General features: G+C 56.4%; 16 protein-coding genes and 1 pseudogene. 16 read left to right on the forward strand and 1 reads right to left on the reverse strand.

Annotated features, from left to right (window positions below):
- The first annotated feature begins 10 nt into the window (after nt 1-10).
- The 11 genes from ACKGJP_RS11840 to ACKGJP_RS11890 all read left to right on the forward strand — a co-directional run bounded on the left by ACKGJP_RS11840 (nt 11) and on the right by ACKGJP_RS11890 (nt 13,270).
- Complete coding sequence (locus ACKGJP_RS11840) at nt 11-904, forward strand: ABC transporter permease (RefSeq protein WP_409345847.1); 894 nt, start codon at nt 11-13, stop codon at nt 902-904.
- An 18-nt stretch (nt 905-922) separates the two neighbouring features.
- Nucleotides 923-1,801, forward strand: coding sequence for a carbohydrate ABC transporter permease (locus ACKGJP_RS11845; protein ID WP_409345848.1), 879 nt, complete (start codon nt 923-925; stop codon nt 1,799-1,801).
- A 23-nt stretch (nt 1,802-1,824) separates the two neighbouring features.
- Nucleotides 1,825-2,844: an SGNH/GDSL hydrolase family protein gene (locus ACKGJP_RS11850; RefSeq protein ID WP_409345849.1), complete on the forward strand. Its 1,020-nt coding sequence runs from the start codon at nt 1,825-1,827 to the stop codon at nt 2,842-2,844.
- A gap of 28 nt (nt 2,845-2,872) precedes the next feature.
- A complete protein-coding gene (locus ACKGJP_RS11855) occupies nt 2,873-5,677 on the forward strand; it encodes a family 78 glycoside hydrolase catalytic domain (protein ID WP_409345850.1) in 2,805 nt (934 codons plus the stop codon).
- Nucleotides 5,678-5,835: 158 nt separating this feature from the next.
- The gene (locus ACKGJP_RS11860; protein ID WP_409345851.1) at nt 5,836-7,593 is read left to right on the forward strand and encodes a hypothetical protein; all 1,758 of its coding nucleotides are present in this window, start codon (nt 5,836-5,838) and stop codon (nt 7,591-7,593) included.
- A 309-nt stretch (nt 7,594-7,902) separates the two neighbouring features.
- Nucleotides 7,903-8,598 carry an alcohol dehydrogenase catalytic domain-containing protein gene (locus ACKGJP_RS11865; RefSeq protein WP_409345852.1) on the forward strand — a complete coding sequence of 232 codons (696 nt, stop codon included), beginning with the start codon at nt 7,903-7,905 and terminating at the stop codon, nt 8,596-8,598.
- Nucleotides 8,599-8,623: 25 nt separating this feature from the next.
- The gene (locus ACKGJP_RS11870) at nt 8,624-9,784 is read left to right on the forward strand and encodes a mandelate racemase/muconate lactonizing enzyme family protein (RefSeq protein WP_409345853.1); all 1,161 of its coding nucleotides are present in this window, start codon (nt 8,624-8,626) and stop codon (nt 9,782-9,784) included.
- A gap of 40 nt (nt 9,785-9,824) precedes the next feature.
- A complete protein-coding gene (locus ACKGJP_RS11875; protein ID WP_409345854.1) occupies nt 9,825-10,982 on the forward strand; it encodes a Gfo/Idh/MocA family protein in 1,158 nt (385 codons plus the stop codon).
- A 130-nt stretch (nt 10,983-11,112) separates the two neighbouring features.
- Nucleotides 11,113-11,526 carry a hypothetical protein gene (locus tag ACKGJP_RS11880; protein WP_409345855.1) on the forward strand — a complete coding sequence of 138 codons (414 nt, stop codon included), beginning with the start codon at nt 11,113-11,115 and terminating at the stop codon, nt 11,524-11,526.
- The gene (locus ACKGJP_RS11885) at nt 11,523-11,891 is read left to right on the forward strand and encodes a hypothetical protein (RefSeq protein ID WP_409345856.1); all 369 of its coding nucleotides are present in this window, start codon (nt 11,523-11,525) and stop codon (nt 11,889-11,891) included. The genes ACKGJP_RS11880 and ACKGJP_RS11885 overlap by 4 nt, the downstream gene beginning before the upstream one ends.
- Nucleotides 11,888-13,270: a hypothetical protein gene (locus ACKGJP_RS11890; RefSeq protein WP_409345857.1), complete on the forward strand. Its 1,383-nt coding sequence runs from the start codon at nt 11,888-11,890 to the stop codon at nt 13,268-13,270. The genes ACKGJP_RS11885 and ACKGJP_RS11890 overlap by 4 nt, the downstream gene beginning before the upstream one ends.
- Before the next feature lie 773 nt (nt 13,271-14,043).
- On the opposite strand, the gene ACKGJP_RS11895 is transcribed toward ACKGJP_RS11890, so the two are convergent.
- Complete coding sequence (locus tag ACKGJP_RS11895; RefSeq protein WP_409345858.1) at nt 14,044-14,955, reverse strand: LysR family transcriptional regulator; 912 nt, start codon at nt 14,953-14,955, stop codon at nt 14,044-14,046.
- A gap of 155 nt (nt 14,956-15,110) precedes the next feature.
- Here ACKGJP_RS11895 and ACKGJP_RS11900 point away from each other — a divergent pair, with 155 nt between their 5' ends.
- From ACKGJP_RS11900 to ACKGJP_RS11920, 5 genes and pseudogenes are all read left to right on the forward strand, one after another.
- Entirely contained in the window at nt 15,111-16,766 is a 1,656-nt protein-coding gene (locus ACKGJP_RS11900; protein WP_409345859.1) for a hydantoinase B/oxoprolinase family protein, read from the forward strand.
- Entirely contained in the window at nt 16,744-18,849 is a 2,106-nt protein-coding gene (locus ACKGJP_RS11905) for a hydantoinase/oxoprolinase family protein (RefSeq protein WP_409345860.1), read from the forward strand. Before ACKGJP_RS11900 ends, ACKGJP_RS11905 begins: the two co-directional genes overlap by 23 nt.
- 25 nt (nt 18,850-18,874) lie before the next feature.
- Nucleotides 18,875-19,948, forward strand: coding sequence for a GntG family PLP-dependent aldolase (locus tag ACKGJP_RS11910; RefSeq protein WP_409345861.1), 1,074 nt, complete (start codon nt 18,875-18,877; stop codon nt 19,946-19,948).
- A 42-nt stretch (nt 19,949-19,990) separates the two neighbouring features.
- A pseudogene (locus tag ACKGJP_RS11915) lies at nt 19,991-20,552 on the forward strand (alanine dehydrogenase); the annotation flags it as partial.
- A 10-nt stretch (nt 20,553-20,562) separates the two neighbouring features.
- Nucleotides 20,563-20,739, forward strand: a complete 177-nt coding sequence (locus tag ACKGJP_RS11920) for a hypothetical protein (RefSeq protein ID WP_409345862.1) — start codon at nt 20,563-20,565, stop codon at nt 20,737-20,739.
- The last annotated feature ends 579 nt before the right edge of the window (nt 20,740-21,318 follow it).

The raw sequence follows: 21,318 nt of genomic DNA on the forward strand, positions 1-21,318 counted from the left end.
TGGTGTATGGATGAAATCGTGGAAATCGCAAGTGCCGCTTCACTTCATGATGATCCCCGCAGTCGTGCTTGCCTTCCTGTTCAACTACGTACCGCTCGCAGGCATCTCGATCGCGTTCCAGCGATTCGTCCCTAATCGCGGCCTGTTCGGCTCTAAGTGGATTGGGTTGGACAATTTTCGCTATGTTCTGGATATTCCCGACATTTATCAGATTGTCTTTAATACAGTGTTTATCGCCGTGATGAAGATTACGGCGGGATTGATCGTGCCGATCGTCGCGGCGCTCCTGCTGAACGAGATGAGGGTCAAGCTGATCAAGCGTTCGGTGCAGACGCTGATCTATCTTCCGCACTTCCTTTCCTGGGTCATCCTGGGCGGCATCCTGATCGACATACTGTCGATCCAAAACGGCATCGTCAACCAGGTTCTTGGGTATTTCGGCATAGGGCCGATCTATTTCCTGGGCGACAACAACTGGTTTCCGTTCACGATTGTCCTATCGGATGTGTGGAAGGAATACGGTTTTTCGACGATTGTCTATTTGGCAGCTTTGACGGCCATCGACCCCTCTCTATACGAGGCGGCGCATGTGGACGGCGCTGGAAGATGGAAGATGACGATCCATATCACTTTGCCCGGCATGATGCCGATCATCATCCTGCTGGCGGTGCTCAGTCTGGGCAACGTGCTCAATGCAGGATTCGAGCAAATTTTTATGTTGTACAACGCTCAAGTCTATCAATCGGGCGATATCATCGATACTCTCGTGTACCGCATCGCATTCCAGGATGCGCAATACAGCGTGTCCACAGCGGTCGGATTGTTCAAATCGGTCGTCAGCCTCGTGCTGATCGTCATCTCTTACCGACTGGCTTATCGATATGCCAATTACCGAATTTTCTAAGAGGGGGGGCTTGGAGCCATGGTAGAATCCAACTCCATCTCAAGAAGAGCTTTCGTGATCTTCAACTATATTTTCATGATGGGGCTCGGATTGCTCAGCATCTTGCCTATCGTGCATGTATGGGCCATTTCGTTCAGCAATTCCGGTCCGGTCGAAGCAGGCGCCGTAAAGCTCTGGCCGATCGGCTTCAATACGGACGCTTATTCATTCATTCTTAACGGAGATGCGTTCACGAAGGCTTTCGTCGTGTCGTTGAAACGGCTCGCTCTGGGAACGTCAATCGGGATGCTTGTCGTCATGCTGACGGCTTATCCGTTGTCCAAGGAATCGTCGCAATTTCGGTTTCGCGGCGTCTACGTATGGTATCTTGTCGTCCCGATGCTGATCAGCGGCGGGCTCGTTCCGAGTTATATGACGTTAAAATATTACGGCCTGCTCGACAGCATCTGGGTGCTCGTCCTTCCGGGGGCGCTGGCGGTGTTTAATGTCATCCTTCTGCTCAATTTTTTCCGCGGACTGCCCAAGGCGCTCGAAGAGGCGGCGTTCATGGACGGAGCCGGACACCTGACCGTGCTGTTCCGCATCTATCTGCCGCTATCGCTGCCTGCCCTGGCGACGATTACCCTATTCACAATGGTGGGACATTGGAACAGCTGGTTTGACGGCTTGCTGTTCATGAATCGGACGGAGCATTATCCGCTTCAGACGTATTTGCAGACGATTGTCGTGAAGCCGGACCTTTCTCGGTTGACCGATATTAATAATTTCCAGGGATTGACCGAACGAACCGTTAAGACCGCGCAGATTTTCCTTGGCATGATCCCGATCCTGCTCGTTTATCCTTTCTTGCAGCGATATTTCATGCAAGGCATCGTGCTCGGCAGTGTCAAAGAGTAAACACGCAAGGGGGGATTTCCGCTATGTCGAACAAGCCGCAAAAGAACTGGAAAAGACAGACGGCCGAAAGCTTCGTCTTCGTGAACGAGGAGTGGCAGAAGCTGAGTTTTGACCCGGTGCGTTCACTGGTCTTAAGAAGCGGAACGCTTCCGACGGATGATGGCTGCACGGTCTACACGGAAGGCGAGGATTACGTCGTCGACAAGGCAGGCGGGGCGGTCAGGCGCACGCCTGGCAGCCGAATTCCTAATTGGGCCGAACATGCGATGTGCGGCTTGTCGACCTTCGATCATAGCCGGTTCGCGGATTACAGCAACAAGCGATTCACGGTATTTGGGGATTACGACTACCAGGAGCGAAGCGGTGCAAACGGCTCGGCCGGGAATGAGCCTTACGACTGCGGCGTCCGCTTGGCCCGCACGATCGGAAAGCTGAGCAGGGGGGAGCGCATCCGTTATGTCGTGTTCGGAGACAGCATCAGCTGCGGCGGCGAAGCGAGCAGGGACGCGCTCGCTTACTACAATCTGTTCGCGGAGGCGCTCAGAGCGTTATTTCCAGCTGCAGAGATCGAAGTTGTCAATCGGGCCGTCGGAGGAGAGGGCAGCACGGGCGCGCTGGCCAGACTGGACAACGACGTGATCGCGCTGCGTCCCGACCTGGTCAGTATCGGATACGGCATGAACGATCAATGCCGGGGTGAGTCGATTCGCAACGGCATTCCGCCCCGGGAGTTTGAAGAGAACATTCGGAGGATGGTGGGGGCGATTGAAGCCGGGAGGACGGCCGACACGATCTTGATCACGCCATGTCTCTCCAATCCGGCATGGGTTCATTCGAGCGGAGACCTCGCGATCTACGCGGATATTCTGAAGCGGATCGGGCGTGAGCTAGATGTAGGCGTCGCGGACGTTCACGAGCTGTGGCAGCGTGAGCTTCGGGCGGGCAAATCGCATGCCAGCTTGCTGCTTAACAATATCAATCATCCGAACGATTACGGCCACCGGATATACTTTCAAGCGTTCCGTCCATTCTTGACGACTTAATCTGTTTTTTACGAAGGAGGCAATCACATTGACAATCAGAGAGCGGGCGGAACGATCCTCGCGATTTCGCCTGCATGCGCTCAAGGTAAACGGATTAACTTCACCGCTCGGCATCGACGACGATGCCGTCCGTTTGTCGTGGCAATTATCGAGCGAGGAACGGGGCTTCCTCCCGACCGCGGTTCAAGTTTGCGTAGCCGAGTCCGAGCGGCAGCTGCGGGAGGGGACATTCATATGGACGAACGGCCCGGTTCCGGGCGCCGCATGGTTTGCGGATTACGATGGAGCCCCATTGAAGGGGAAAGCTCGTTATTGTTGGAAAGTGACCGCTTGGGACAGCGATGGGCGCTTCGCGGATTCCGAGCCCGCCTGCTGGGATACGGGGCTCTATCCGGATGATTGGACGGCGGACTGGATCTGGAGCTCGACCGAGGTCAAGGTAAACGATTTCGCCTACTTCCGCAATATCGTCGAGATTCGCACCGAAGTCGCCTATGCCAAGCTTTTCGTCTCCGCGCACAACACTTTACAGGTTTATTTGGACGGCGAACGGATCGGCGGCTGCGGATCACCAGCCCCTACCAATCCGTGGAAACGCAAGCTGTACATGGCGTACGACGTGACCGAAAGGCTTAAGCCCGGAGCTTGCTGCCTTGCGGCGGTCGCCCATTATCTCGGCGGCAGCGGCCAGAATTATGTCAACGGACTCCCGGGACTAAGGGCGCAGCTTGAAATCTTGTACCGCGATGGGACCCGGCAAACGTGCACGACGGATGAAAGCTGGCAGGTATTGGAGGAAATTCCGCATCAATGCGGAACGCCATATCAACAGAACCGCCGACTGTCCGCGATGGAAGTCTATGATGCGGCAAAGCTCGCTCCGGACTGGAACCTTGCGAGCGGTTCTTCCGGGAAGTTCGGCCAAGCCGTGAGGGTCAGAATCGGCCGGAAAGATTGGCTGATGAAATGGCAGGAAATTCAGGAAGGCGGCATCGAGGAGGAGATCGCGCCCATCCTTGTCGGCGAAGTCGCTTCGGAGCCGGAGGATGAGAAGCGGCAAGTGTTCGATGCCGGGAAGATCGTATCGGGATGGCCGAGAATCACGCTGAAAGGATACGCGGGCAAAACCGTCCGGTTCCGTTATTCCGAAGCGTTGGATCCGGAAGGAACGGTGAAGCGCTATGTCGCCAACGAGACGGCGCCGTTCTATTACGACGAGTACACCATGCGCGGAGATGAACGGGAATGCTGGCAGCCGAATTTCTCTTACAAGGCGTTTCGTTACGTCGAGGTAACCGGCTACCCGGAGGCGCTGCTGCCGGGGGACAACCTGACCGTCGTATCCGCTCATACCGCGCTTGCGCACGAAGGCCGTTTTCACTGCTCCAGCCCGCTGTTGAACGATTTGTACGCGGCGGCTGTTCAGACGCAGAAAAATAACGTGCTCGGCCAGACGGTCGACTGTCCGCACCGCGAGCAGGCGCAATACCTGGCGGATACCGATTTGCAGGCGGAGCTGCTGCTGTACAATTTCGACGCGGCGAAGACGCTGGAGAAGACGCTCGGCGATTTCGCAGACGCGCAGCTGACGAACGGAACGTTCCCTTTCGTAACGCCGACGAATTACGAAGAGAGGGAGCCGACCGGGTTCTGCGCCTTCTACAGCGATAGTCCCGAAGGCCGGGGAATTCGCGGCGAGGAGCCCCGGCAGTACGATCCCGAGGGGCATCTGCAAATTCCGGAATGGGACACGCACTTCTGCACGCTGCTCTGGAAGACGTACCGGTACAGCGGGGACGAGCGTCTGCTGTCGCGGCACTACGAGACGGCGAAACGTCTCGCCGACTATTTCATGGGCATCGCGGATGCGGAAACCGGTCTGATTCCGTTGGGCAAAGGCTGGCATATCAGCGATTGGCCTTACCCTTCGGTCGAGCACAGCTCGGACTTTCTGACGGTACTGAATCTGAAGGTGCTTCAAGCCGTTCGAATCGTAGCTGCGATCGCCGGATTGCTGCATCGGCAAGATGAGCAAGAGGCTTACGCGGCGAAGGCGGACCGGTTGGCGCAGTGCATCCGCATGGAGTTGTACGAGGAGGAAAAGGGCTTGTACCGGGATTGCCGGGGCTCGGACAAAACGCACCAGGGCGTGAACGCACTGGCTCTGGCTATCGATGCCGTACCGGAGGCAAGTCGTTCGGCGGCGATCGAGGCCGTGGCAGCCAAGCCCTGGGAATGCAAAACCGTGCTGTCGATGCCGCTGCTTCGCGTCCTGTTCGAGAACGGCAAAGAAGATGCAGCCTACCGGCTTCTCACTCGCGAAGAATATCCCGGTTGGGGTTATATGATCCGCGAGGGAGCCGCTACCCTGTGGGAAGGATGGGACGACATCGAATCTCATTGCCACGCATGGAACGGTTACCCGGGGCGTATTCTGCAGGAATATGTCGCGGGGATCGCGGCGCCGGCGCCGGGCTTCGCCGAAGTGTCTTTCCGTCCCTTCATGCCGGACGAGCTGGTCTTTGCGGAAGCTGCCGTACCGACGGTTCGCGGGATGCTATGGACTCGCTGGGAGAAGAAAGAGAACGGCCAAGCGAATATTTCCGTTCGCATTCCGACGGGCGTAACCGGAACCATAACGATACCTGGCGCTCTCTGCGGGGCCGATGTCCGCATTCTCGAGAATGGACGGCTGATACGGAGCGGCGAAGGCGGAACGGATGAAGCGGGTACGGCGGATGGCGTCGGAGATTGTTTTTGTTTCCGGACCGTCGACGGCATGGTCATTCGTCTCGATTCGGGTGCCTATGCATTTGAAGTTCGCAGTAACTGAGCAACAAAGTGCAGCAATGACAAAGCAATGTTATAGTCAGGATTTGAAGCGCTTACTACAATGGAATCAGGCATGGGCTACAGCTTGGGAATGGTTGATGGAATGATTTCGCATTCGGATTTGTCAGGTGCATCCTCAATTTGACGGGAGGAATCGAAATGGCCAATGATCACGAACAGGAACTTGCAGTGCAGCCAGCTCTGAAGATTAGCAGAAGGAAGATGCTCGCCGCGCTCGGATCGACGGGAGCGGTAGCAGCAATCGGAGGGCTCGGGTTTCCGGTCAAATCGTTCGCCGCTACGACCAATATGGCTAATGTCGACACGATTGCTGCATTGCGAGCTGTAAGCAAATCGGATTATTCGGCAGCGATTGTGTACGGGTATTACGCAGCTGGCGATTGCCGCCAGCGCGTGTACTACTACGACGCTGCTGATACGACTTCGTCCGATAACGGCGGCTCTGTTATTGTAGCTACCGACGGCGGGCGATGGAAAATCGCGGGCCAGCGGACATGGACCTGTAAGATGTTCGGCGCCAAGGAAGACGGCACAGATCAGGCTACTGTTCTCGGGGTAGCGATTGCGGCGGCTCAGGCAGCTAACGTCCCCTTGGAATGGGATGGCAATTTCAGCGTGTCCACCCTCGTCGTTCAAGGCATTTCCGGTCACCATTGGGTCGGTCGCGGCGGACTCATCGGCATTGCGTCGTCCGCTCAGGATGCCATTCTTCAGTTCATCAACGCGAATGACGTCACGATCAATGGCCGATTTACGATCGACGGAGGCTACAATACGAACTACACGTACGGCTTCCACGCCTACACCAATGCTGCCAATCAGGCCACGTCTCTCTATGATCTCACGAACGTCATTATCGTGCGCTGTAAGACCGCTTGGGGTTTCGGCAATGCGTCTCGTCCGGATGACCTCTGCTCCGAGATTCATATCTGTGGTGGCTATACCTGGGGCTGCCCGCAGTATTTGAAAGCCATCGGCACTCAAACTGTTATTCAAATCTCTAGCGCTAACTGTATTTCCGGTTACGGCGGCGGCACCGGCTCGTGGACATCGCTTGCTGCCGTTTTGATTGAGTCCCAAGGAGCTACGGTTACAATATCCGGTGGTGAAATGATGTGCACCCAGGTTACGTATGACTGCGCCTTCAAGCTTTCGGCCATCGCTGGCGCCACTGCAGGCAACCAATACGGCAGTATTACCGTAACCGGTGTCGTAGCAGAAGTCGCATCAGCGCTGTGTTTTACGAATAACAACTCGCTTGCCTCGCCGATCATGGGCGCCTTCACCTTTACCGGCAGCCGTTTTGTGCTCACGTCAAACACATCCGGAGGCGCCATTCAGACAGACGCATCTTATGCGGGCAAGATCGTCGTTATTGGGAACACTGGATTTGCCCCTAGCCCGCGAACGCAATGGAATGCCAACATCGGCAACTCTTCCTGTGCTGTCACAGTTGATTTGCAGTCATTCGGTATGAACTGCCTTCAGGGCTATGCCGGTATCAACGGCGGTACGCCTGTTGTCCTCGATGGCGACACTGCGGCATGGACAACGTACATCCCAACCGTTACGGCTCAGGTCGGTACGATCACCACTTTGGGTTCCGTTAGCGGACGTTATCTCCGGCGTGGCAAAACGATTCTCGTTCGAGCCGACGTTCAAGTAACGACGAAAGGTACGGCAGCCAACGGTCTCTTAATCTCACTGCCCTTTACATCGTCGTCGAATAACTATGTCGGCACAGCGTATTCGTACAGTACTGCGAAGTCAGGCGCTGCGTCTATCGTTCCTTCGGTATCTGGTACGGCCTCGATGAATTGTTGGCAATCCGATGGCACGACGTTCTTTGCAAACGGTTTAAAACTCATCGCTGAAATGGAATATGAACTCCCCTGATCCATAATTCTCTGAGCCAGCAATATACAAGCGCATTCATCAATAACAAGCAATATCTTGATAGTAGCGAGGCAGACCACGTGAACCGGCGATAACCCGGTCCGGGATTGGGCAGCCCCGGACGATACGTCCGGGGCCGCTTCCGTTGCTTGGGAAGCGCATCGTCACCGATCTTGATATTCCAATTTGATTATATCAGTATTGAAATATGTGTATTGGACGTTGAAGGCAGTCAATCATAGAATTGGAATCGATAACAACGATTTGCATCCACGCGAGGATACTATTCGATAGAAGCGAGGCAAGCCCATGAAAACTGGCGATAACCCGATCTGGGAATGGACGGCTCCCGACGAACTGGCTTACCGGATCGGATCTCGTTCCGACGTGCCGGCGGGATACGTAGAGGTCGGCATTCAAGCGATCGGCATTTGCAGCACAGATCTGCATATTATCCGCGGGACATTGAGGGCGGGCACGCCGCCCTACCCTCTAGGTCACGAGCTGTCCGGTACGATTGTCAGAATCGGAGCGGGCGTGCCCGAGCGGCTGCTGGGGAAACGCGTATGCGTCGATCCGCTTGTCGGTTGCGGCATTTGTTCCGCATGCAAGTCGGGAAATAAGCAGCTATGCACGAAGGCTGCCGAGATCGGCATTCATTTGCCTGGAGGTTGGCAGCGTTATATCACCTTGCCGGCGGATAACGTCTACGAAATTCCCGACGGGATCGGGGACGCGGAAGCGACGCAGATCGAGAACATTCACTGCTGTCTCGGGGGGATCGACAAATTGGATATTCCCCTCGGAACGTCCGCAGCAGTATTCGGAGACGGCCCATCCGGCCTCTACTTCGTTCAATTGCTGCGCGCCGCCGGTGCGGGCAAGATTGTGCGCGCCGCTCCATTGATCACCCATACGTTCGAATTTACAAAGTTAGACAAGGCAGCCGCCTTTGCGCAGCAGAAAAATACGGATGCGATCAAAGTCATTGTAACCGTCACATGAATATTGAGAATCGGGAGGCTTTCACATGAAAATCACCAAAATTACCACTCGTCCCATTCGCATACCTTTCCATAAAGGGGAGGTCTGGTCCAACGGCACCCGATACGGCGCACCCTCTCTGATCGTGCAAATCGAGACCGACGAAGGAATCGTCGGGATCGGCGAATCCGTCGGGCCGACGATCCCGGTCATTCAGACCGTCGTCGAGAAGGAGTTCGCCCCTTTTCTGCTCGGCAGAGACCCTATGGAGCTGGAATCCATCCTTCAACAGCTCGAAGAATATTGCGTGAATTGGAAACAGATCGGTTATTACGGTCTCGCCGGCGTGGAGATGGCGCTGCTTGATCTGCGGGGCAAGATTTTGAATACCCCCTTATACAATTTGCTCGGCGGGCTGCGCAAGAAAGAAGTGGAGTTCTCCGGCTACATCTTCATCGACACGCCCGAGCGGAATGTCGAGGAAGCGATCGGCTTCGTGGAGCGCGGATTCCGGGAGCTGAAGCTGAAGGTCGGGCGCGACATCGATCAGGACGTGGAACGGGTGAAAGCCGTGCGCGAAGCCGTCGGGCCGAAGATCAAGATCCGAATCGATCCGAATCAGAACTGGAGCGTTCCGACCGCGGTCAAAGCGATCCGCCGCATGGAGAAATACGATCTGCAGATGGTCGAGCAGCCGACCCCATTCCACGATGTGGACGCCATGGCGGCCGTCGCCCGGGCGGTGGACGTTCCGATCACCGCGGATGAAGGCTGCGCGACATTGGAGGACGCGCTGCGGCTGATCGACAAACGCGCATGCGCTTGCTTCACGGTGTATCCTTCCGAAGCGGGCGGCATTCTCAAAGCGAAGCAGATCGCCGATCTGGCCAGCCACGCCGGCGTATGGTGCATTACCGGCAGTTGGGCGGAAACGGGAATCGGCACGATGGGCAACGTTCACCTGATTGCCGCGAACCGCAACTTCCCGTTCGGCAACGATACGCATCTGGATTTCATGACCGGCGACGTGCTCACAATCCCGCTTGTGTTCAACCAAGGCAAGATAGCCGTACCTGATCGTCCCGGACTTGGCATCGAGCTCGATCCGGGCAAGCTGGCCGCTTTCCGGGCGCCCGAAGAACGGGAAATGGTGTTCTATGACAAGGAAAACCCGAATTTCCAGCCGAGAATCGGAAGAATCTTGTAGAGATGGCGTACAAATAACGATTTCCATTACGAGGTGTTGAATGATGAAGCTTGGCATAATCGGCTACGGCGGCCGGATTCACAATGTAGCCGAAGAAATAATGAAAGTCGATCCCCAATGCCGGATAAGCGCGATTTGCGATATCCGAAACGAGGAGATTCGGCAGACCTTCGAACGCGAAGGGAGAAGCGATGTTGCCTTTTACGAATCGCCGGAGGAGCTCGCTAGCTCGAAGCCGGACGGTATCTTGATCGGCACCCGTTGTTCTTCTCATACGGAAGTGGCGCTGAAAGTTTTCCCGAGCGGCATTCCCGTGTACATGGAGAAGCCGGTGGCGACGACTTATGCCGACCTGCTGCGCCTGAAGGACGGCTACGAGAAGCATAAGCCGCCGGTTATCGTTTCTTTCCCGCTCAGAGGCATCGTGCATGTCCGTCTGGCCAAGGAAATCGTCGATTCCGGCAAGATCGGCGCCGTCGAGCATGTGCAGGCCGTCAACAACGTGCCGTACGGGGACGTTTACTTCCAGCATTGGTACCGGGACAACGCAGAGACGGGCGGGATGTTCCTGCAGAAGGCGACCCACGATTTCGACTGCATCAATTACTTGCTCGGATTGCGTCCGACAGCCGTCTGCGCGATGACGTCAAAGCGGGTGTTCAACGGCAGCAAGCCGGCTGGACTCACTTGCCCGAATTGCGGCGAACGTGACGTCTGCATGGATAGTGCCATCCGAAAGCGCTTGCTCGGTGAACCAGCCTTCGGGGAACATTGCGTTTACGGCGAGGATGCTGGGAACGAGGATTCGGGCAGCGCGATTATCCGGTACGAGAACGGGATGCACGCCTCGTATTCCCAAAATTTTTTCGTCAGAAAAAAAGCGGGTTCCCGCTCCTTCCGGCTGCTCAGCTATAAAGGAACGCTCGAGTTCGATTTGTATACCAACGTGATCAAAGTATACATGCATCATACGAACAGGGTCGAATCTTACGACATCAACGCCGACACTGGCGGACACCTGGGCGGCGACACGGTACTGGCCCAACAATTCGTCGCCATGATGCGCGGGGAACGGAGCGCTTTCTCGACGCTGGAAGACGGCATGCTCAGCGCCTTGATGTGTCTGAAGGCGAAGGATTCCGCGGCTACGGACAGCTTTCAGAAGATCGAATGGCCGGACCCAGCGGAGATCAAGTAAGATAGACTCTCGATTCGATCAGAAATCGAACGCGAAGCGACCAAGCCCCCGTTTCAGCCGAAAATGCTCGTTCGCTAAAGGCACAAATATGGCGCCGTAGCGGACGGGTAGAAAGAGAGAATCGGTCGATATGCATATCTGGGATTTCGTTCTGATCGCAGTCGTTACGCTGCAGGAGGCTGTCATAGCCTACTTATATTCGCCGAAATGGAAAGCGCTGATCATCAGCCTTCCCTTTACGTTTACCTTTGCAGCGCTCTCCTTGGGAAAATCCGTTAATGTCGTAAACGTGATCTCGCTTTTGTTAATGTTTTTGTTCATGCAAGCTGTAAGAGTGCTTTATGTCCGAGTTCGTTGGCCGAATGTCGTATCCATCGCGCTATCGGCCGCGCTTTATGTCGTGCTTGGCAGTCTCGTCTTTCGGTTCGTTCCCGATAACGAAGCGTTGTTCTGGGGCAGTCTGGCTCTCGTATTTACGCTGGCGGTCGTATTGTTCCGGATTATGCCCGCAAGGGAGGAGCCCGGGGAACGGCGCTTCCGGTGAGGCTAAAGCTGCCGCTCACTGCGGCGCTCGTTGCCATTCTCGTTTTGTTAAAAGGCCAGTTGGGCGGAACGATGACTTTTTTTTCGATGGTCGGCGTCTTTGCCGCGTATGAGGCGCGTAAGAGCTTATGGACGATGGGGAGACAAAATACGATTGTCATCATGTTTTTGACGCCGATGATGGCGCTGATTTATGCGATGTATCCTTTGCTTGACATCGGAGGCGCGCTGGTGGCGGGCTGGATCGGGTTTGCGCTTGCTTTCGCGGCGCTTCGAGCGCTAGGGATAATCGCGTCGCTGCAGGATCGGGAGCTCCGTTCGGAACGCAATAATCAACATAAAGGAAAAGAGAGGGATCGAGCATGACTGCAAAAGCAGGGAGCACGCTTCTGCTCGGAGCCGCGAGGGCCGAGCTGACTCCCGACAAGGATGTCATTCTAGGCGGCGCCACCATGAACGGGAAAATCAGGACAGGCCGTATCAAGGATCCGCTATATGCAAGCGCCGCCATCTTGGAGAACAAGGATTGCCGGCTGTGCATCATTACACTGGACCTGTTGATGATCACCAGGAAGTATGTCAATCTGATCCGCGAAGAACTGCAGGCCAGATGGGGGCTGGACCCGCAGTCCGTCCTTATTCACGCGACGCAGAATCATAAAGGGCCCGCCCTTGGCCATTTCAAGATCGAGGAGGAATACCAAGGCATTCCGCAGCATCTTTCCTGGCTCAGGGGAGGTGACGACCGCTATGACGATTATGCCGTGAAGCAAATTTTGCTGGCGGTCGAGGAGGCGATGGCGCGCAGAGTTCCGGTCGAGGTTGGCGCAGGCAGCGGCATCCAGGGCAATATGGCGTTCAACAGGCGGATGGTCATGAGGGACGGCAGCATACGAATGCCGGGATTCGACGACCCGCCGGGGATCGTCGAACCGGAGTCGCGTTATCTTGAGGGGCCGATGGATCCCGAGCTCGGAGTCGTCTGTTTCCGCGATACGGATTCTGTTATGCAGGCGATGTTGCTCAGCTATACATGTCATCCGGTTCACGAGATCAGGCACCCGTACATCTCGGCGGACTGGCCCGGCGCCTGGGCGTCGGAAATGCGGAACTCAGGCGGGGGAGCTTGCATTCCGGTCGTGCTAAACGGGGCGTGCGGCAACATCAATCCGTGGGATCCTTATGCAGAGACGAAAGCGGATGACGCGGGCCTGATGGGCGAAACGCTGGCCCGAACGACGCGCGAGGTGATCGGGCGCATGAGTTTCGCGCCGGACACAATTCTGGATTACCGAATTCGGACGATTCCGATTCCGCTCAGGCAGTTGGAACCGGAGCAAGTGGAACAGGCGCAGCAATATATTGCCAAGTATCCGGAGCCGGAATGGGTTGACGATACGTTCGTGGATTTGGAGTGGGTTTTTGCGAGCGCTCTCCTCAGCCAGCAGGAGCAGTACGAGCGCAATCCGGAGTTCCAGTATGAGATTCAAGTTCTCCGTATTGGCGATACTGCGATTGTCGGCCTTCCGGGAGAGCCTTTCGCTGAAGGTGGTCTTGCCATCAAGATGCAATCGCCGACTTTTCCAACCTATATTGTGCACAACACCCAATACGCGGGATACATCCCGACGGAGGCGGGCTTTCATCGGGGAGGCTACGAATCCCGGATTGCCAGAATGGAGCCGAAGGCGCTGGATCGGATCGTCGCCGCGTCAGTCGAAATGCTGGGGGAGATGTTTTCTTGAGTCCTGAGCTTATTTGTCCGATCCGAAGAAATACACGCTCGCCGTTGCCATTTATCAGGCGAATATAAGATTGCAATTCAGCGGGGATTGGGTCACTTTGTTCGCGGGCCTCACGATTTTGATGATCCCTTCCGTGTTGCTTTATATCTTTTTCCAAAGGAGAATTATGGAAGGCGCAACTTTGGGTGCAGTAAAGGGGTAATCGAAGTCCGGAAATCATGCATGTTCCGTTTCGGGCATCATGAAATGGAAGGGTTGAAAGGAGACAAGGCAGACGACTGAACGAGCAGCAGAGAAAGTACGTTTATACGGACCGGAGCCGCAGACCGCGTTTTCGGGTTTACCGCAGAAGCAGAAAACCGGTCTCAGCCATTCACTACCGTTCTATCAGATGACCGTCGCCATGTTCAGTTTGGGGTCAAAGCCGGACACTCCGGACCGGGATTGCGAAAGGAAGCTTATATCGCATTGTTTATTCACGGCTGCTGACCGTCCTTTTCTCCCTGCTGATGATTTTGACCGGTTTGGTGATTTCCCGCCGCCAGGATCGGATCCAAGTGATCGCGGCCAACCTATTGGGCTTAGGTTCACGGGTTCGTAAAAATTTTAGATTTTATGATTTGAATGGTAATCGATTTTTGGTCTGGTTGGCTATAAATGCAATTTTGTAAGTAGCTTGAGAGGGCTTCGACAGCTCATAAACACCGTATTCAAGTTTCAGGCGGGTCGATACGCTGGGGAATGCTCTCCTGAGCCTGAACGTTCGTTCGGCCTTAATCCGTCAGGTTCGAGCGGATGTACTCGTTCATGTAGTCATAGAATTGATCGCAAGCGGGGGAGCGGGTTCTGTCTTTCCGCTCAATCCAGACGAGCTGCCGCTGCAGCACCGGATCCGTAGGAACGATCGACATGGACTGGCCGAGAGCAATCTCGGTTTTTTTCCACATCCGATAGGCGTTGAACGGGACGAACGCGACCCCGAGCCCGGCGCGAACAAGCTCTTTGATGACATCGTATTGATGGACGACGAGCCGGATGTCGGGCTCGATCGCGAATTGATTGAAGATCGGGCGGATGAAGCTTTCAAACCATCGGTTCACGGTCGAGAGAATAAGCGGCTGCCCGTGAAGCTCTTGCAGCGGGATGAAGCCTCTGGCAGCCCATGGATGGCTGCTTGGGACGAGCAGGCCGAATTTCTCGACATGGAGCGGACACTCCCGCAATTGCGGATGGGCGGCTGGAGCGGTCACGATGCCCGCTTCCATTCGGTGGCCGATCACCCAGTCCGTCACGACATCGCTGAGTCCCTGCTCGATTTCCAGATCGATTGCGGGGTGGCTCTGCACGAAGCCAGGCAGAAACTGCGGCAGAATGTACCAGAAAAAGGTCGGGTACAAGGCCAGCTTCACCTGTTCCCTGCCGGACAAGCTCAAGTCCCGAATGCTTCGGGCGGCGTCTTCCCAGTCCGCCATCATTCGCCGGCTGTGATAGAGCAGCATGTTCCCCGCCTCCGTCAGCTTGATTCCTCTGCCCGTGCGGATGAACAGGCTCGCTCCCACCTCGGTCTCCAACCTTGACATCATCTTGCTAAGCGCGGGCTGCGCGATATGCAGCTCTTGGGCCGCCCTCGACAAGTTGCCGTGCTTGGCAATACATTGGAAAAATTCCAGCAGCTGAAGCTGCATATGCCGACACCGCCATTCTGAGTAGGTGATATTCCATTTTAATTATAACAGTATTGAAAATTATATATTGGACGCTGTAAGCGGTCAATCATAGAATGGGTATCGGAACAAGTAAATTCTAACCGATTCACATCTATATGAGGAGGCTGGCCGATATGCCGAAAGCCGACAATCCCCCGATCGATCCGATTACGCTAGAAATCTTATGGACCCGGCTGATTGCCATCGCGGACGAGACAGCAACTATTCTGAAAAGAACATCGTTTTCACCGACGGTTAGGGAATCGAATGATTATTCGTGCGTCCTGTTCGACGAGAACGGCGATACGGTGGCAGAGAACACGATTGGCATCCCGTCTTTCAACGGCGTCATGTCGCGCGCCTTGAAGCGCATCCTGCAGCAATATCCCCAAGAGCAGTGGCTGCCGGGCGACGTCGTCATCACGAACGACCCTTGGATCGCCTCAGGCCATTTGCTCGATATCACTTGCGTCATTCCGATTTACCACCAGGGCAAGCTGGTCGGGTTCACCGGCAGCATCGCCCATATGGCGGATATGGGCGGCAGCGGCTGGGCTGCCGACGCCGGAGTCGTATACGAAGAAGGGATCAACATTCCGCCGTCGTTCCTGTATCGGGAAGGCAAGCCGAATGAGGATCTGATCCGGATCATCCGCGCCAATGTGCGCGTTCCGGACGAAGTGCTCGGCGACATTCACGCACAGATTGCCGCAGGCCGGGCAGGCGCCGCGCTGCTGGTCGAGCTGCTCGAAGAGCACGGCATTGCCGATATTTCGCCGATTTCACAGCAAATTCAGGCCAAAGCCGAGAAGGCGATGCGCAGGGCTGTCGCCGCCATCCCCGACGGCGTATACCGCCACGAGATGGAGACGGACGGCTATGACGGCCAGGCCATCCTGCTCAAGGTAGCCGTAACCGTCGCAGGCGACGAGATGAAGATCGATTTCACCGGATCCTCGCCGCAGATTGGCCACGCGATCAACGTTCCTTATAACTATACGCACGCCTATACGTGCTTTCCGGTCAAGTGCGCGATCGATCCGCTGACGCCGCGCAACGAAGGCTCCTATCGGCCGCTCAGCGTCATCGCTCCGACCGGAAGCATTCTCAACCCGGAGTTCCCGGCGCCTGTTAACGGCCGCCACCTGGTCGGACATTTCCTGTCCTGCGTCGTGTATGGCGCGCTGGCCAAGGCGATTCCCGACCGGATTATCGCGGATTCCGGAAGTGCGCCGCAGCAGTATACGATCTTCAACGGCACGTGGAAGGGCAGACCGTTCACCACCATCCTGACCATTTGCGGCGGAATGGGGGCCCGTCCTTCGGACGACGGGCTTAGCTGTACGAGCTTTCCATCCAACGTCAGTGTAGGCTCGATGGAAATTACCGAGGCGGTATCGCCGATCATCGTCTGGAAAAAAGAATTGCTGCAGAATTCCGGAGGCGCCGGCCGATTCCGTGGAGGACTTGGACAGATCGTCGATCTGGAGATCCGTGCCGACGGACCGGTACAAATGTCGCTCATGTTCGATCGGGTCGAGCATCCCGCTTCCGGCACGGCGGGCGGACAAGCCGGAGGAGCGGCGAATGCCGTCGTCAACGGCAAGCAGGCCGCGTTCCTGAAAGGACGGGATCATGTGCTGCCCGGCGACCGCATTACCTTGCAATACTCCGGTGGCGGCGGTTTCGGCTCCCCAAAGGAGCGCGAGCTGGAACACATCGAGTCGGATTTGCGCAATGAACTGATTTCGAAGGAGGCGGCAGTCGATGTCTACGGATACGAAGTTTAAAGGCCGGAAGTGGAGAGTCGGCACGGATGTCGGCGGCACATTCACCGACCTGGTGATGCTCGATAAAATAAGCGGAACCGTTCTGACCGGCAAAGTGCTGACGACTCCGGACGATCCGAGCCGGGCGATTTTTCAGGGACTGGACTGGATGTCCGAGAAGTACGGGGTGGATCTTCGGGAGATCGAGACGTTTATCCACGGCACGACGCTGATCGCCAATACGATGATCGAACGCAAAGGCGTCCCGACCGGCCTCATCACGACGAAGGGCTACAGAGACGTCATCGAAATCGGCAACGAAATGCGCTACGACATTTTCGACCTGTTCCTGACCAAGGCCGAAACGCTTGTCCCTCGCCACCTGCGGCGAGAAGTGAGCGAACGGATCGGCAGCGGCGGCGAAGTGCTGCTGCCCTTCAACCCGGATGACGTTCGCGCGGCGGCCGCCATCTTCAAGGAGCAGGGTATTTCCTCGATCGCCGTCGCCTTTCTCAACAGCTATCGCAATCCGGAGCACGAGAAGCTGGCGGAACAGATTTTGCTGGAGGAGATGCTAGAGGCGTCCATCAGCCTTTCCTCGGAAGTAGCGCCCGAGATCCGCGAGCTCGAACGCTTCTCGACTACGGCAGCGAATGCCTATGTGAAGCCTTTGCTTCGGTCTTACATCGCCAAGCTCGAGAGCGGTCTGGCCGGCTACGGTACGGATGCGCCTGTCAATATCGTCATGTCCAACGGCGGGTTGACCGATGCGGAATCGGCCGCGGCGTATCCGATCCTGCTGATCGAGTCGGGTCCGGCGGCCGGCGTGATTGCCGCCGCCTTCCATGGCAGAATGGCGGGCGAGAAGCAAATTATCGCCTTCGACATGGGGGGAACGACGGCGAAGATGTGCCTTGTCCGGGACGGCAATCCGAGCCGGGTGTACGAATTCGAAGCCGCCAGAATGCAACGGTTCAAAAAAGGCAGCGGCATTCCGCTACGTATTCCGGTCGTGGAAATGATCGAGATCGGAGCGGGAGGCGGCAGCATCGCCCACCTGGACAACATGCACATGCTCAAAGTCGGTCCGGAAAGCGCAAGCTCCGTACCGGGTCCGTCTTGTTACGGTCTCGGAGGCGAAGATCCGGTTGTCACGGACGCGGATCTCGTGCTCGGCTATTTGGACCCCGAATATTTTCTCGGCGGGGACATGAAGCTGAACAAGGAGCTGGCGATTCGCGCCATTACCGAAAAAATCGCCACCCCGCTCAGCATCGGCGTCATCGAAGCGGCTGCGGGCATCCACGATATCGTGAACCACAACATGGTGTCTGCGGCACGAATTCATATCGCGGAGAAGGGCACCGATCCACGCAAATTCAGCCTGGTGGCAACAGGCGGAGCCGGACCGGTGCACGCGTACGGCATCGCCAGATTGCTCGGTCTCGGCAGAATTATCTGCCCTCCGGCGACAGGCGTTGCTTCTGCGGGAGGCATGCTGGTCGCGCCGCCGATGGTCGAGCTCGGCCGCAGCTACGTCAACGATCTGGACACGGTGGATTGGAATTATCTGCGCAGCTTGTACGCAGAGATGCGTGGGATGTCGTTGACCGGATTGGCCAAGGCAGGGGTGCAGGAAGAAGAAGTCAGCACGATTCTGACTGCGGAAATGCGGTACGCCGGGCAAGGGTATGAAATTACCGTGCCGTTCCCGCTAGAGCTGCTGAAAAGCGAAGAAGTCGGAGAACTGAGAAATTCGTTCCTGAAGGAATATGAAGCGACTTTCGGCCATTGTCCGCAGGGCGTCGCTCTGGAAATCATTAATCTGCGTCTACGGGCATTTGCTCCCGAGCCGGTAGAACGGCTGCGCTTCGAACGTTATGCGCCAGATGCCGAACATGCATTGAAAGGACGCCGACCCGTTTATTTTTCCGAGCTGAAGGACTTCGCGGACACGGCGGTATACGACCGTTACCGGCTTCAACCGGGCTCCGAGCTTCAAGGTCCTGCTGTGATCGAAGAGCGGGAATCGACCGTGGTGGCGGGGCCGAGAACGACGATCCGGGTCGACGACCATTTGAACCTCATTATCGATCTGAATTAATAGAGATCGACGGGCGGCGAGCGCAATGGATGATCACAATAACATTCGAATAGATCTCGGCACGGACGCCAGGACGGAGCCGACCGAAGCGATGTGGAAAGCCATGCGCGAGGTGGAGCTTCGGTCCGTTCCTTTCCGTGGGCAAGCAACGGTGCGCAAACTGCTGGATCGAGCGGCCGAGCTGACGGGGCAGCCGTCTGCGCTGCTCCTTCCATCCTGCACGATGGCGAATCTGATTGCGGTCATGATTCACGCCGGACGCGGCGACCAGGTCGTGCTGGAGGAAAGCTCCCATATCGCGTGGTCCGAAGGCTGGGGAATTTCCTCGATCGCGGGCGTACATCCGAGACCGGTGCAAGGGGACCGGGGGCGGCTCCATCTTGCGGATATCGAGGCGGCGATCGGGGAGACCCGCTTCACGCATCGTCCGCGTACCGGACTTCTCTGCCTGGAGAACACCCACAATGCCAGCGGTGGCGCCGTGCTGCCGCCGGATTATACGGACGCTGTCTATGCGGCCATGAAGGAGCGGGGCATTCCCGTTCATCTGGACGGCTCGCGCATTTTCAACGCGGCGGCGGCGCTTGGCGCGCCGATGCGCCTGCTGACGGAGCGGTTCGACTCCGTGGCGCTTAATCTGAATAAGAGTTTGTGCGTCCCGGAAGGCGCTCTGTTATGCGGGTCGGAGGCGTTCGTGCAGCAAGCGTCTCTGATTGCCAAATCGCTCGGGGGCGGCAGCATGCATAAGGCGGATCTGATCGCTGCGGCCGCCCTGGTCGCCCTGGACGAGATTCCGGGCGCATTCTCCGACGATCATCGGCGCGCTCGCGCGTTTGCTTCGCTGCTGCAGGAAATTCCAGGTATCCGGGTCGACCTTGATAACGTGCAGACGAATATCGTGATGGCGGATCTGGCGGGCTCCGGGCTTGGTGCGGAAGAAGCCGTCGTCCGACTGAACAGGCTGGGCGTGGCCGCTTATCCATACCGGGGATCGATGCTCCGGTTCGTGTTCCACCGGCAGATCGGCGACGCGGATGTTGTGACGGCGGCTGAACGGGTGGCGCAAGCCGTAGCCGGCTCGGGAGGAGCGGAGCGGTAGAGGATCTCGGATCGATTCACCATGCGACTAGGAGGAACCACCATGCGGATATCAGTACCGAAGGAAATCAAAAATAACGAGAATCGGGTAGCGTTAACGCCTGTCGGTATCGTTTCGTTCGTGAAAGCGGGCCATCGGGTCTTGATCGAGACAGGCACAGGAGCGGGAAACGGCCGAGCAGTACGCGTCGGACGGAGCGAAAATCTGCCGAACAGCGGAGGAAGTATGGTCGCTAGCGGACGTGGTCATGAAAGTGAAGGAGCCGCTGCCCGCCGAATACGGCTATTTCCGCGAGGACTTGATCCTGTTCACTTATTTGCACCTTGCAGCAGAACCAAGGCTCGCGAAAGCGCTCGTTGACAGTAAAATTACGGCCGTCGCGTACGAAACGGTGGAGGAAGGGCGGACGCTTCCGCTGCTTACCCCGATGAGCGAAGTGGCTGGCCGGATGTCGGTGCAGATCGGAGCGCAGCTGCTGGAGAAGCCACGCGGCGGCAAAGGCATTCTGCTAGGTGCGGTTCCCGGCGCGCACAGGGGATGTGTTGGAAATCGCGTTCCTACAACAGGTGAAGGCGATATCCGGCCATCCGCTTGTCCGGCAGCTGGCCGGCAAGGTGGCGCTTCAGCGCGGACCGTTCGTGTATTGCCTGGAAGAAGCGGACAACGGAAGTAGCCTTCATCTCTTTCGGCTGGCGACGGATCAACCGTTTGAGTTGGTTTTTCATGATGATAGAGACGGGATCCCCGCCATTAAAGGTTATGGGGTCCGGTACGAGACGGATTTTCCGTAAAGTAGCTTGTATGCACACCAGCCCTGGCGGAAGATCAAAGGAGCGGCGTTGACCTTCATCCCTTACTATACATGGGGCAACAGGGGGGGGGCGAGATGAATATGTGGGTTCGGGCTATGGAAGAGAGCGGTTGATAAGAAGAGGACGAGTAGCGGGTGCATGAAGCTATTCCAAATGCTTTATAAAGGCAAAGCGATGTATAGAAGGCAGCGGCAGTTTGGACCACGTCCAACTGCCGCTGCCTTTTGATGGAGGTTCTTATTACCACATCGAAAATGTTAATCTCTTTAAAGCGTTAACTTTCCAATACTGATAGTAATGAAGTATGTTTCAGTGGCCAATTCCGGGCGGGTAGTAGATTGCCTAGAGTCCGGTTTAATCCCGGGTACGGCGACGCGGCTTGCACTGAAAGCCGCGATCACGCAGACCGAAACAAACAGCCTATATGTTTGCGAGGCATGCGATGCACGCCACAACCAATCAGTGCCACTAAACAAAATTTGAGAGCTGCGGCAATTCCGGCAGCTTTATTTTCTTGTTGAAGTTGAGTTGAAGTAAGTTGAAGTTGAGAATAGAGAA

The sequence above is a fragment of the Paenibacillus litoralis genome (genome assembly GCF_046244365.1).
GTDB lineage: Bacteria > Bacillota > Bacilli > Paenibacillales > NBRC-103111 > Paenibacillus_V.

Bases quoted from the DNA above. Each gene is read 5' to 3' on its own strand.
- ACKGJP_RS11890 (WP_409345857.1), top strand. From the start codon at position 11,888: ATGACTGCAAAAGCAGGGAGCACGCTTCTGCTCGGAGCCGCGAGGGCC.
- ACKGJP_RS11905 (WP_409345860.1), top strand. From the start codon at position 16,744: ATGTCTACGGATACGAAGTTTAAAGGCCGGAAGTGGAGAGTCGGCACG.
- ACKGJP_RS11895 (WP_409345858.1), bottom strand. From the start codon at position 14,955: ATGCAGCTTCAGCTGCTGGAATTTTTCCAATGTATTGCCAAGCACGGC.
- ACKGJP_RS11900 (WP_409345859.1), top strand. From the start codon at position 15,111: ATGCCGAAAGCCGACAATCCCCCGATCGATCCGATTACGCTAGAAATC.
- ACKGJP_RS11870 (WP_409345853.1), top strand. From the start codon at position 8,624: ATGAAAATCACCAAAATTACCACTCGTCCCATTCGCATACCTTTCCAT.
- ACKGJP_RS11875 (WP_409345854.1), top strand. From the start codon at position 9,825: ATGATGAAGCTTGGCATAATCGGCTACGGCGGCCGGATTCACAATGTA.
- ACKGJP_RS11910 (WP_409345861.1), top strand. From the start codon at position 18,875: ATGGATGATCACAATAACATTCGAATAGATCTCGGCACGGACGCCAGG.
- ACKGJP_RS11845 (WP_409345848.1), top strand. From the start codon at position 923: ATGGTAGAATCCAACTCCATCTCAAGAAGAGCTTTCGTGATCTTCAAC.
- ACKGJP_RS11865 (WP_409345852.1), top strand. From the start codon at position 7,903: ATGAAAACTGGCGATAACCCGATCTGGGAATGGACGGCTCCCGACGAA.
- ACKGJP_RS11850 (WP_409345849.1), top strand. From the start codon at position 1,825: ATGTCGAACAAGCCGCAAAAGAACTGGAAAAGACAGACGGCCGAAAGC.
- ACKGJP_RS11860 (WP_409345851.1), top strand. From the start codon at position 5,836: ATGGCCAATGATCACGAACAGGAACTTGCAGTGCAGCCAGCTCTGAAG.
- ACKGJP_RS11840 (WP_409345847.1), top strand. From the start codon at position 11: ATGAAATCGTGGAAATCGCAAGTGCCGCTTCACTTCATGATGATCCCC.
- ACKGJP_RS11880 (WP_409345855.1), top strand. From the start codon at position 11,113: ATGCATATCTGGGATTTCGTTCTGATCGCAGTCGTTACGCTGCAGGAG.